The organism is Paraprevotella xylaniphila YIT 11841 (assembly GCF_000205165.1).
GTDB classification, from domain to species: Bacteria; Bacteroidota; Bacteroidia; order Bacteroidales; family Bacteroidaceae; genus Paraprevotella; species Paraprevotella xylaniphila.
Genome location: NZ_GL883870.1, coordinates 90,029 through 102,323, shown reverse-complemented (window position 1 = coordinate 102,323; position 12,295 = coordinate 90,029). Strand labels below are relative to the sequence as shown.

Genomic DNA, 12,295 nt, shown 5'->3' with positions numbered 1-12,295 from the left:
TATGGATATAAACGATTTCAAGGAATTTGTAAAGACGGGACAAGCCCTGAACACTGGTGATATACACCGTTTCATGGACGACATGAGCAATGAGGCACGGCGCACCACATTCAGGTTAAATACAGCCTACCATACTCCCGAAGAGGTGCGTGACCTGCTTTCCGAACTGTTTGGCTACCGAGTGCCACAGTCACTCCGTGTATTTCCTCCCTTCTATGCCGATTTCGGCAAGAATATCACGGTGGGAGAAAATGTGTTTATCAATGCCTGCTGCCACTTCCAAGACCACGGTGGCGTAACCATCGGTGACGGATGCCAAATCGGGCATAATGTGGTGTTCGCCACACTCAACCACGGACTTGCGCTCGAAGACCGCAAAACCACTTACCCTGCTCCTATCCTATTGGGAAAGAATGTATGGGTAGGCTCCAATGCTACCATCCTGCAAGGTGTAACCATTGGCGACAATGCGGTAGTGGCAGCAGGTGCGGTAGTGACGAAAGATGTAGAGCCAAATACGATTGTAGGCGGTATTCCGGCAAAAGTTATCAAAAATATTAATGACAAATAATTACTTAAAAGCGAATAAATATGTTAGGTAATTTCACTTTTCACAATCCCACGAAACTATATTTCGGGGAAAACTCATTGGAAAATTTGAGTAAAGAACTGGACAAGTATGGCAAGAATGTCATGCTGGTATATGGTGGCGGTTCAATCCGCAAGAACGGTATTTACGATTCAGTAATCGCTGAATTGAACAAAGCTGACAAGCAAGTAGTCGAACTTTCCGGTGTCATGCCTAATCCTACCATCGAAAAGGTAATGGAGGGTGTGACACTTGCAAGGAAAGAGAATATTGATTTCATTCTTGCCGTCGGTGGCGGTTCCGTCTGCGACTATTGCAAGGCGGTAGCAGGTTCTGTCTACTGCGAGCATGACCCATGGGAATATTATTTCAATAACTGGGGCGAAATGACCTGCCGTTGGATTCCTGTCGGCTGCGTCCTTACGATGGCAGGGACGGGTTCGGAAATGGATAGTTGTTCCGTCATTTCCAAGCACAGCGAGAACCGGAAGAAATTCTATTATTTCCGAAATCCGGACTTCTCCATCCTAAATCCTGTTTACACCTATACCGTTCCAATGTACCATACGGTAGCGGGCGTTTATGATATCATGTCGCACATCTTGGAGCAATACCTTTCGGGAACGGACGACAACACCACCGACTACATAGCCGAAGGATTGATGCGCTCCCTCATCGTCAGTTCCCGGAAAGTACTCGGTAATCAGGAAGATTATGAGGCACGCAGCAACATCATGTGGACTGCGACATGGGCATTGAACGGACTTCTTTCCTGCGGAAAACCTACCGACTGGATGGTACACATGCTGGGACAGGCTGTCGCTGCCTATACCGATGCTACCCACGGGCATACGCTATCAGCCGTCAGTGGAGCTTATTACCGTCTGCTCATCGACCGTTCTGAAGATGCGGTAATGAAATTCCGTCGATTGGCAACTGTCGTGTGGAATATCGTCCCTGCCGGGAAAACGGATAAGGAAATCGCATTGGAAGGACTTGAACGAATGGAGGATTGGATGCGAGAATTGGGGCTGGCAATGAATATCACGGATTGCGGAGCCAATTTGTCACAATTAGAAGGAATTGCCGATGCGTGCCCTATCAACGAAAGCGGTTATGTTGTCCTTACTCGTGAGGATGTGATTGATGTATTGCGTCAAAGTCTTTAATACGGTAAGGATGAGAAAATCAATATTGGCCCTCTTGTTTATTTCCCTTTTATCGGCGTGCAATACGCAACCGGTAAAGGAAACGAACAAACAGAACAGCACGAAAATGGAAAAGAAGAATATCGGAAACCTGTTGGCTCTTTACCCGAAACCGATGACCGTTGTCGGTGCGGAAGTCTATGGGAAAGTGAATTGGCTCGTTGTCGGTCATACGGGCATTATCGGACATGACCGCATACTCGTGAGCATGAGCAAAAGCCATTATACCAATCAAGGTATCAAGGAATCAAAGAAACTGTCTGTTAATTTGGTAGACCGCGCCATGCTTCAGAAAGCCGATTATGTGGGCAGTGTAAGTGGTGCGCAGGTGGATAAATCGCAAGTGTTCGATTATCATTGGGGTGAGAACGGCACACCGGTAATTGACGCTTCACCACTTACAATGGAGTGTGATGTGGTAGATATTTACGAAACAGAAGGATTTGACAACTTCATCTGCTCCGTAGTCAATACATACGCTGCCCCGAATGTGCTTGATGCCAACGGCAAGCCCGACTACAACAAGCTGAAGCCCGTATTGTTCGACTTTCCGACCTATTCCTACATCGCTACGGGAGAAGTTATAGGCAAGTGTCTCAATCTTGACAAAGCACCGTCCATCTGTGCCAAAGAACCGATGCAGTCTGACGGCATTGTCCGACTTTCCAAGATTGAGGTCTATCCCGGACATTTGGAGGAGTATATGAAATATGCTGCGGAGGTGGGTGAAATTTCCTTACGCACCGAGCCGGGCGTACTGACCATGTATGCCGTGCAGGAAAAAGAAAATCCTTGCATGATTACGATTTTGGAAACCTATTCAAGCAAAACGGCTTACGAACAACATATCGCATCAGAGCATTTTCAAAAGTACAAGCAAGGAACATTGCACATGGTCAAATCATTGGAGCTGTCCGACCAAAGCCCGGTCAATCCGGCAAACCGAATCAATAACTTCATTCAATAAAAAGCTATGAACAGAATTATTTTAATTTCAGTATTTACCATTCTAACAATCAATGTTATGGCACAGGAAAAGATAGTACAGACCGCAGGGCGCGACCAGCTTGGCGAGTTCGCACCCAAATTCGCAGAACTCAACGATGATGTCCTTTTCGGAGAAGTGTGGAGTAGAAATGACCTGCTCAACTTGCGTGACCGCAGTTTAGTAACAATAACATCACTCATCAGTCAGGGCATCACGGACAACTCGCTGACCTTCCACCTGCAATCGGCGAAGAAAAACGGCATCACCCGCACCGAAATCGCTGAAATCATCACCCATATCGGCTTCTATGCCGGATGGCCGAAGGCTTGGGCTGCCTTCAATCTTGCCAAGAATGTATGGGCGGAAGATGTAACTGGTGAAGATGCGAAAGCGGCTTTCCAACGCGAAATGATTTTTCCCATCGGCGAACCGAATACCGCATACGCAAAATACTTCATCGGTAACAGCTACCTTGCCCGGATATCAGATTCGCAGATTCCTTTCTCCAATGTCACTTTCGAGCCTCGTTGCCGCAACAACTGGCACATCCACAAGGCAAAGAACGGTGGCGGACAGATGTTGATCGGCGTAGCCGGACGCGGTTGGTATCAGGAGGAAGGCAAGCCTGCGGTAGAGATCTTGCCCGGCACGGTCATCCATATCCCGGCAAATATGAAACACTGGCACGGTGCGGCGGCAGACAGCTGGTTTGCACATCTCGCCTTTGAGATACCCGGAGAAAACGCTTCCAATGAATGGCTTGAACCCGTAACTGACGAGGAATACGATAACCTTTTGAAATAATATCCCATGTATAAATTCTTATTGGTATTGTTGTCGGTCGTTGGTATGGCGACCGCAACTTTTGCTCAACAAAAACAGGATATGAACAACAGACAATCGAATAATAAAATCCTCGTCGCTTATTTTTCTGCGACAGGTACTACTGCCGATGCCGCTAAAAAACTGACAAAGGCTACAGGTGGAGAACTTTATGTGATAACTCCCGTAAAGCCCTATACGAGCGAAGATCTTGATTGGAATGACAAACAATCACGCAGTTCTGTGGAGATGAATGACCCGAAGGCACGTCCGGCAATCAAAAGCAAGAAAGAGAACATCTCTGATTATGATGTGATTTTCATAGGTTATCCTATCTGGTGGGACTTAGCACCGAGAATCATCAATACATTTATCGAAAGTCACAATCTGAAAGGTAAGACCGTAATCCCGTTCTCCACATCTGGAGGCAGTTCTATCACCAACAGCGTGACTACTTTGAAACATACCTATCCCGATTTGAATTGGCAGACAGGAAAATTACTGAATCGCATGAGCGAAAATGCTATTCACGAATGGATTGATAAACTGGAGTTTTTGAAATAAAATGATGACACCCTTATTTATTGGCGGTATTGGTATGCAGGAAGTTTTACTGATCGCATTGGTTGTTCTGCTTTTCTTTGGCGGCAAGAAAATTCCTGAGTTGATGAAAGGCATTGGAAAAGGTGTACGCTCTTTTAAGGATGGAATGAACAATATCGAAAAAGAGATTGAGGAAGAGCCTACGAAAAAGGAATGAGCATGAGAGCGAAAGAGGGCAAAGCGAGCGGTCTGAGTTTTTGGGAACACTTGGATGTACTTCGGGCGGCGATTGTGAAAATCGTCGCCGTCACCATTATCTTCGGTATTTTCGCGTTCATCTTCAAAGAAGAACTCTTTACTATCATTCTTGCTCCCAAAGAGGCTGGCTTCATTACCTATCGTATGCTGTACCGGCTAAGCGGACTGATTACTCAAACTGGCTCCCCAGATTTCTTCGTGCAACTGATAAACACTGGGCTTGCCGAACAGTTCATCATCCACATGAAAGCGGCGTTATGCGTCGGAGTGCTGTGCGCTTCTCCTTATATTCTTTACCAACTGTTCCGTTTCGTATCGCCGGCTCTGTATGCAGATGAACGGAAATATGTTGTGCGTATGGTGGGAGGCGGTTATCTGATGTTCATGCTGGGAGTTTCGGTCAGCTACTTTCTGATCTTCCCACTGACATTCCGCTTCTTGGGCACTTATCAGGTAAGTGGCGATGTGATGAACATGATAACATTGCAATCCTACATATCCACAATGATGCTGATGTGTCTGGCTATGGGAATTGTATTTGAAATACCGATTCTCTCATGGCTTTTTGCCAAACTGGGATTGCTCTCTGCCGACTTCATGCGCAAATACAGGAAACACGCCGTAGTGGTTATTCTTGTCATAGCGGCTATTATTACTCCGACTTCGGACGTGTTTACTCTGTCGCTTGTGGCTTTACCGATGTGGTTGTTGTATGAGGTGAGTATTCTCATCGTGAAATATTCAAAGGTTAATGAAACTATTATTGCAGCATAAGATAATATTCAGTTTTTTCCTTCTGATGGCGATCATTGGCAGTATGGTCGCCGTCTTGCTACATGAGCGCAATCGTGTAATGGCGATAGAAGGCGATATGCAAGCCATCCACAAGGTACAACACAACGGCAATACCATCCACCGCCATATTACCATCCTCGCCACTTACGGCGAAACCGCCCTTGCTTGGGAGGATGAAGATTTTGAGAACTACCATTCGCTCCGTATCTGTGTAGATACCATGCTACAAACCATACACAATGGAAATGAAGAGTTTGTCAGCCGGGCGCAAATAGACACGCTCCGCCATCTGCTGGCAAACAAGGAAGAACACCTACGCCAAATCATGCTGCTGTTCCGTGAGCAGGACAACCCGGATAGTCTGCTGCTTACCCGGTTGCCGGAAGAAGCCAAAACTAAAACCGTGACTCGCAAGAAAAAGGGTGTCGCCGGATTTTTCGGTGCGAAAGAAACGGTGCAAGTAACGCCTTCCGCCTCCGCCACACTTTACGCATTGAACAAGAAACTACAATCCATGCAGGAAGAAAGACAGGAAACCATCGACACCTATGCTGATAGTCTGCGCCGTCACAACAAGGCACTCAATCGCAAACTGCGCAACCTGATAGCCACAATGGATGGGCAGACCGAACGCATACTGACCGAAAAGGAACTGCGTCTTGAAGCCTCCTATGACCGTTCAATGCACATCATCACTTAGCTGGTCGTCTCCGCCATCGTGCTGCTCGTCATCTCGTATCTGATTATACAGCGGGATATAAAGGCAAAAGACAAAGGTCGGAAACGGCTGGAAGATACAATAGAGGAGAATACCGCACTGCTGGAAATGCGCAAGAACATCATCCTGACCATGTCACACGACATCCGCGCCCCTTTGAACATCATCAGCGGCAACGCCGAACTGGCGATGGACACACGGGAAAGGAAGCGGCGGAACATTTATCTGGACAATATTGGAACCGTATGCCGCCATGTGGTGCATTTGCTCAACAATTTGCTGGACGTGTACCGACTGAACGAGGCGAAAGAGATACGAAACGATGTTCCATTCAACCTGCACGAACTTCTGGATCGTACCGCTTCGGGATTTTCCCACGTGGTCAACAACAAGGGCATTCTTTTCGACTGCGATTTCAAGGAAACGGAAGTCAGGCTCTATGGCGATGCGGACCGCATAGAACAGATTATTGACAACCTGCTTACGAATGCTGTCAAGTTCACGGAATCCGGTACCATCGGTTTCAATGCCCGCTATCACAAAGGGGAATTGGTACTGGAGATAAAAGATACCGGCATCGGCATGACAGAAGAAACGCTCTCACGCATCTTCCGCCCGTTCGAGTGTCGGACTTCCGCAGCCAATGCCGACGGTTACGGACTGGGGTTGCCCATCACGCAGGGGCTTGTGAACCTGCTCGATGGGACAATCGAAGTGACAAGTTCCATCGACCGGGGAAGCACGTTCCGTGTAACCCTTCCATTGCCGGAAACGGACGAGCCTTTAGTGGGCGAGAACCGGATACTGCCGTGTCCCGGAGATCTGCCCCATAATGTGCTTGTCATTGATGATGACGGCATGTTGAGGGATGTAATCAAGGAGATGCTGGAACGCAACGGCATGTCCTGCACGGTATGTTCCACTGCCAAAGAGGTGGTCAGGGCTATGCGCTCTCAAAATTACGACCTGCTGTTATCTGATATCCGGATGCCCGGCACCAACGGCTTCGAACTGCTGACCCTGTTGCGCAGTTCGAATATCGGCAACTCACGCACGATACCCGTTGTCGCCATGACCGCACGTGGCGACAAGGAAAAAGACGCTTTCCTTGATGCCGGATTTACAGCCTGCATCTACAAGCCGTTCTCGTCTTCGGAGTTGCTCGGTCTGCTTTCTACTGTAAAGAGATGTCGGAAGGATGATGGTCATGGATTTGATTTCAGTGCGATGCTCTCAGAAGTCAGCGATAAGGCCGGACTGTTACGTTCCTTCGTCATCCAGTCTGAAAAGGATATGGAGGAACTATCATCAGGGATGAATGACAATGACCGGCATAAGTTGCGCGAGACCGTCCACCGTATGCTTCCGATGTGGGAACTGTTGCAGATGGAAGATGCCTTGTCCGCCTATCGTACCCTGCTGAAAGACGACACCGCAACTGATGACGCTGTACGGGAGCACACACGGCAGATAATGGAATGTACCGCCAAGCTCATAGCGGGAGCGGAGAATGAAATAAAAAGACAGACAAATGAAAAGGAAAATACTGATAGTTGAAGACAATGTCGGCTTGTCGCAGATGCAGAAAGACTGGTTTGCACAGGTTGGTTATGAGGCGGTGACGGCCATGAACGAGCCGATTGCCCGTTCGCTGATACGCAAAACGCAGTTCGACCTGATACTCTCGGATGTGCGCCTGCCGGAAGGTGACGGCATCTCGCTCCTGGAATGGCTCCGCAAGGAGAAGAAGGATATCCCCTTTATCATCACGACCGAATATGTGTCGGTTCCGGATGTGGTACGCACCATCAAATTGGGTGCGATAGACTACCTGCCCAAGCCGGTACGCAAGGAACACCTGTTGGAACTGGCAGAGGATGTATTCCGGCCGATGGTTATCGTACGGAAGCAGGAAAAGAAACTTTTCCACCGGACAAGCCCCAAGATCCTGCAAGTGGAGAAATATGCCAGACTGGTCGCTCCGTCAGAAATGTCCGTGATGATTCTCGGAGCCAACGGTACGGGCAAGGAATCGGTGGCGCAGAGCATCCATCAGGGCAGTGGGCGTTGGAACATGCCTTTCGTGGCGGTGAATTGTGGAACATTGCCACGTGAATTGGCCGCCTCGCTTTTCTTCGGACACGAGAAAGGGGCGTTTACCGGTGCGGATACAGCCAAGACAGGCTATTTCGATATGGCAAAAGGCGGCACGTTGTTTTTGGACGAGATAGGAACCATGTCCTATGAGACACAGTCCATGCTGCTCCGGGTGTTGCAGGAAAACACCTATACTCCGATAGGCAGCGGCAAGGAACGGATTGCAGATGTGCGTATTATCGCTGCCACGAACGAGGATTTGCAACAGGCTATCAAGGACGGCAGGTTCAGGGAAGACCTCTATCACCGCCTTTGCGAGTTCGAGATCCACCAGCCGTCGTTGGCCGAATGTGCGGAAGACATCATCCCTTTGGCTGAATTCTTCCGAGAACGCTACTCGAAAGAACTGAAACGGGAGACATACGGCTTTACGGACGATGCCAAGCGCAGGATGCTTGCCTACCCGTGGCCGGGCAATGTACGTGAACTGCAAAACAAGATCAAGCGTTCCGTACTTGTTTCGGAATCACCGGTATTGGAGATAGAAGGATTAAATATAGAAATCCATCAGCATGATAATGAGCCAATTTCTATAACTGCTATCCGTCCGCTAAAAGACGAATCGCAGGAGAAAATCTATATTATAAACGCCCTTAAAGCCTGCAACGGACACCGGGAACAGGCAGCTGCGATGCTCAAGATAAATCCGGCAACACTGTACCGGAAAATGAAAAAATACGGGCTGAACTAAAATTGATGTCTGTAGCTAATGCAAATCTCGCTGAATATGTGTACATTTGCAAGTAAATAGAGAAAAAGCGGCATATCGTCTGTGAGACTGTTGCCGATGATTATAACATAAGACCGCAAGACGTCTCAAGCGAAAATCTGGAAAATTTGAACAACGGGAACTATTGCGTGATGCTTATGCTGTGCTTTCGCATAGCGTGCATTCACGTACTCCCCGTTAAGGCTATTCCAGAACCGTCGCTTGAAGTAGTGTGTGTGCACGCTTCTTTTTTGGACGGCTTCCGATCCGGATTTAAAACAGAATTTATATGTCAAAAATCCAAGCAGTAACGGCAATGACATTAGACGGTTTCCTGCCGGAATCTGATGATGTGCTGACACAATGGGTAATGAACCACAGAAAAGGGTTTGTTCATTGGCGGGAATACTGCAATGCCTGGATTTTACCTCATTCCATACTGGATTTGCTTTGTGAGAAAGACAGTAAAAACTCTTCTTTTACTTATCTGGCAGAAGTCCATGATGCAGAATCCCTTGAACTTTTGCGGGGACTCTTCCACTACAACCTTGTGGACGAATTCATTGTTTATCTGTTTCCTTATTCCACTGGAAAGGGAAATTCTGTGCAGAAGATCCTTCCTCCCAAGCAATGGCAATTGCATAAGGCCGTTGCTTTTTCCAATGGTATCTGCCGTCTGATTTACCGCAATCCTTGTAAGATGTAACTTGCATATCCTTATTGGCAAAAAGAGCTGTACTCGCTACGGAAAATCCTTTGTTGTTGGAACTTTCGGATCTAAATACAGGTAAAACAGAATACACGAATGAAGAGATTCCGCCTTTTACATTGCCATTGAAAGATGAGAATACGGAGAAAGCATCCACTATCAAAGTTCTTCAAATATGCAACGGATACCCTAAACAGGCAATATTGTTGCTGAAAATAAATCCGCTATACAGCACCGTAAGATGAAAAAATACAGCTTGCAATAGATTGATAACACGAATAAAGTTCATTCTTTTTTTCAGCAGTGGTCGTTTCTTGAAAGCAAATCTGTACATTACAGCGTTCATTTTCCCGTTTCTTTGTTCCTCTTTTTCGGCTTTCAGGCGCAACGACTTTGGAGTGAAGCCCGTCCCGAGCCTTCAGGCGAGCGGCAAGTTGTTTTGGGTGCCCGAAATCATTTCGGGTGCCCCAAAACACAACTTGCCATGTTCGTTTGAACATGAATTTTTCTGTCGAAAAATCAAAATATGGCATCTTATCCACTTCCCGTCTATAAAATCCTTCCGCAGCCATCTTTATCATTTTTTGAATATCCAAAACCGGAGCCACCGGGGTACTTGGGCGGTGTAACAGGATGACATACAGTGTCACAGACCGTCAGCAGACCGCCATGATAGTGCCAATCCGGAAAAATTATCGTTATTTTGCCGCATGTCAGCATGTGTTCGGCAGTTCAATCATCCAAGTGTGCGTCAGGTACATGGTGTATGGTTGCCTTAAACCGTCCGGTAACGGGTGAACGGGGATATGTAAGAACATAATAAGGCAACCGTTTCCCCATGTGTGAATGCGTGACCGGCTTAATGTCAGACTGAACACGTGGGGGATTGGATACATGACCGGCTTGCCGGTCGGATGTACATACCCGTCAGATAATGCAAGCATGTAATAAGGGTGGTATTCTAACATTCACAACGTGATGAAAATGCAGGACTGCCGGAAAAGAATTGTTCAACTATCAAAATTAGATAATTCATGGTAAAGAGAAAGGAAGTTAAAATCGACGAGGAGCAGATACGCCGCGTAATGGCCGGGGATATTCCCGCCTCTGTCCTGGAAAATCGTTATGGGAGCAACGCTGCTGACTCCCAAAAAGAAGATGATAAGAAACCGGAAACGGAAAACCGGTCGGGGATTCCTGCCAAATCCGACAAGGTGGAAGTTCCCGGTTCCGGTGTGTCCGGCGGTGAGGAAGAAGCACCGTCTCCGGTTCTTCGGGGGAAAACACACCGGAAAAAGAACAGTCTTCAGGAGTATCCCGAACATCTGTTCGGCAACAACGTTGTGAAAGAGCGCCGGCAGACCTATGTCAGCAGCGAGAACTATGAACGGGTGCGCACCCTGCTTTCCGTGATAGCACCGACTGTCAGCATTTCCTGCTACATCGACAATATCCTTTCGGCCCATCTGGAACAGTACCGTGACGAGCTGAACGCCATCTACAGCAGCCGTATCAACCTGAAACCGTTATGATTCTGCCTGTGGCCGCATGAAAAAAGGGACACCCGGAGGTCGGTTCTTCTTCTTCCTTCCTCCGGATGCCCCTTGCTTTTTCTTTCAGGGGTCGGATTTATCTCGTACCGGTGGCTCTTACTCCCTTCGGTATCGGGTTGTCGAGCATTATCCGGTAGCATAGCCTGCCGTCCACATTCACCGGCTCTTTCGCCACCATGAAACCGGCGCATTTCTCGACCTTCGCGGCATCGAGTATCATGCCGGCGATGAAGCTGTTCGAGAAGCGGGCGCAACGCGGATCGTTCCATATCGTGAATCCGTTTCCGTCATCCGAGACGAACATGTACCAGTCCTTTGGCCTGTCCTCATCCCTGGCGATACACAGCCTGTTTCCTGCGTGCAGGCTCAGTTCCCTGCTCAATATCCTGCTCAGGTACATGCTGCCGTCACGGCATACCGTGATGATCCGTTTGCCTTTGTAGGTCAGTGCCGGATGGGAATTGCTCTTGTCATAAACAGTCAGTTTCATAATCGATTATGTTTTGAGTGATACATTTATTGTCTTTTATGCCGCCTCGCCGGCCATGATCAATCTTCTTTGGGCGATGAACTTCCGGTTTGCCCGGACGGATTCCATCATCGCCTGTGCCCTGCGTGTCACCACCGAGGTCTTCTCGCCCATGTGCCTGGCTATGGTGCGGAATGAGCTTCCGGTCTCGTAGAACCGCAGCATGAATATCCTGTAATCCTCATAGGAGAAATGCCGCCTGAGGAACTTCTGTATGTCCCTTACCAGCCTGTCGCATCCGGTAAGCATCTCTTCCCGTTCCTCTGTCTCTTCCGCGCAGTCCGTCTCACCCAGTCTTGCGAAATACTCGTCTCCGGGGCTGTCGTAACGGCTTTCATCCCTTGCGCCCGACTGCAGGATTCTCCGGTAGCATCCGAAGAAATAGGACTCCGGATCTTCTATCCCGACACTTGAGAACATTATCTGCTTCCTGACAGCCAGATATGCGTCATGGAACGCGTCCTCGTCGATTTTTCCATAGATGGAGAGTCTCTCCTTCAATCTCGCGTATGAACGGTTAAACCATCCGTTGAATTCTTTCACGTCTTTTGTTGCCATATCCTTTTGCTTTTATCTGTTAGACATCCGGCCCGTGGTACGGGCACTCTTGTTTCTTTGTATGCCTTACAGCCGTTCTCCCACCGGAAAGACGTCAAGGCTCGGCAGGAAAAAATACCGGAGCGCGGAGCGCGAGGATGATTTTTTCCCCGCCGACCC

General features: G+C 48.1%; 14 protein-coding genes and 1 pseudogene. 12 read left to right on the top strand and 3 right to left on the bottom strand.

Annotated features, from left to right (window positions below; translation table 11 throughout):
* The first annotated feature begins 1 nt into the window (after position 1).
* The 10 genes and pseudogenes from HMPREF9442_RS11570 to HMPREF9442_RS11525 all read left to right on the top strand — a co-directional run bounded on the left by HMPREF9442_RS11570 (position 2) and on the right by HMPREF9442_RS11525 (position 9,493).
* Positions 2-571 (top strand): DapH/DapD/GlmU-related protein, encoded by a 570-nt coding sequence (locus tag HMPREF9442_RS11570; RefSeq protein WP_008628729.1) that lies wholly within the window; start codon positions 2-4, stop codon positions 569-571.
* Between the two features lie 20 nt (positions 572-591).
* Positions 592-1,758, top strand: a complete 1,167-nt coding sequence (locus tag HMPREF9442_RS11565) for an iron-containing alcohol dehydrogenase (RefSeq protein WP_008628727.1) — start codon at positions 592-594, stop codon at positions 1,756-1,758.
* A gap of 106 nt (positions 1,759-1,864) precedes the next feature.
* On the top strand, positions 1,865-2,764 hold the full coding sequence (locus HMPREF9442_RS11560) for a flavin reductase (protein WP_420850131.1): 900 nt from the start codon (positions 1,865-1,867) through the stop codon (positions 2,762-2,764).
* 6 nt (positions 2,765-2,770) lie between these two features.
* Entirely contained in the window at positions 2,771-3,589 is an 819-nt protein-coding gene (locus tag HMPREF9442_RS11555; protein ID WP_008628724.1) for a carboxymuconolactone decarboxylase family protein, read from the top strand.
* Between the two features lie 6 nt (positions 3,590-3,595).
* Complete coding sequence (locus HMPREF9442_RS11550) at positions 3,596-4,171, top strand: flavodoxin (protein WP_008628721.1); 576 nt, start codon at positions 3,596-3,598, stop codon at positions 4,169-4,171.
* 1 nt (position 4,172) lies between these two features.
* The gene (locus tag HMPREF9442_RS11545; RefSeq protein ID WP_008628719.1) at positions 4,173-4,367 is read left to right on the top strand and encodes a Sec-independent protein translocase subunit TatA/TatB; all 195 of its coding nucleotides are present in this window, start codon (positions 4,173-4,175) and stop codon (positions 4,365-4,367) included.
* Complete coding sequence (tatC, locus tag HMPREF9442_RS11540; RefSeq protein WP_008628717.1) at positions 4,364-5,182, top strand: twin-arginine translocase subunit TatC; 819 nt, start codon at positions 4,364-4,366, stop codon at positions 5,180-5,182. Before HMPREF9442_RS11545 ends, tatC begins: the two co-directional genes overlap by 4 nt.
* Positions 5,160-7,478, top strand: a pseudogene (locus HMPREF9442_RS11535) (hybrid sensor histidine kinase/response regulator). Before tatC ends, HMPREF9442_RS11535 begins: the two are co-directional and overlap by 23 nt.
* On the top strand, positions 7,453-8,769 hold the full coding sequence (locus tag HMPREF9442_RS11530) for a sigma-54-dependent transcriptional regulator (RefSeq protein ID WP_008628711.1): 1,317 nt from the start codon (positions 7,453-7,455) through the stop codon (positions 8,767-8,769). Before HMPREF9442_RS11535 ends, HMPREF9442_RS11530 begins: the two are co-directional and overlap by 26 nt.
* A gap of 307 nt (positions 8,770-9,076) precedes the next feature.
* Complete coding sequence (locus HMPREF9442_RS11525; protein ID WP_008628709.1) at positions 9,077-9,493, top strand: hypothetical protein; 417 nt, start codon at positions 9,077-9,079, stop codon at positions 9,491-9,493.
* Between the two features lie 227 nt (positions 9,494-9,720).
* Here HMPREF9442_RS11525 and HMPREF9442_RS11515 read toward each other — a convergent pair whose 3' ends face one another.
* Complete coding sequence (locus HMPREF9442_RS11515; protein ID WP_147639914.1) at positions 9,721-10,068, bottom strand: hypothetical protein; 348 nt, start codon at positions 10,066-10,068, stop codon at positions 9,721-9,723.
* 61 nt (positions 10,069-10,129) lie between these two features.
* Between HMPREF9442_RS11515 and HMPREF9442_RS16280 the strand changes: the two genes are divergently transcribed.
* Complete coding sequence (locus HMPREF9442_RS16280) at positions 10,130-10,294, top strand: hypothetical protein (protein ID WP_008628703.1); 165 nt, start codon at positions 10,130-10,132, stop codon at positions 10,292-10,294.
* 236 nt (positions 10,295-10,530) lie between these two features.
* Positions 10,531-11,028 carry a DUF3408 domain-containing protein gene (locus HMPREF9442_RS11510; RefSeq protein ID WP_008628701.1) on the top strand — a complete coding sequence of 166 codons (498 nt, stop codon included), beginning with the start codon at positions 10,531-10,533 and terminating at the stop codon, positions 11,026-11,028.
* 97 nt (positions 11,029-11,125) lie between these two features.
* On the opposite strand, the gene HMPREF9442_RS11505 is transcribed toward HMPREF9442_RS11510, so the two are convergent.
* Both HMPREF9442_RS11505 and HMPREF9442_RS11500 read right to left on the bottom strand, forming a co-directional pair.
* On the bottom strand, positions 11,126-11,539 hold the full coding sequence (locus HMPREF9442_RS11505) for a hypothetical protein (protein WP_008628699.1): 414 nt from the start codon (positions 11,537-11,539) through the stop codon (positions 11,126-11,128).
* Positions 11,540-11,575: 36 nt separating this feature from the next.
* Positions 11,576-12,136: a hypothetical protein gene (locus HMPREF9442_RS11500; RefSeq protein WP_008628697.1), complete on the bottom strand. Its 561-nt coding sequence runs from the start codon at positions 12,134-12,136 to the stop codon at positions 11,576-11,578.
* Between the last annotated feature and the right edge of the window lie 159 nt (positions 12,137-12,295).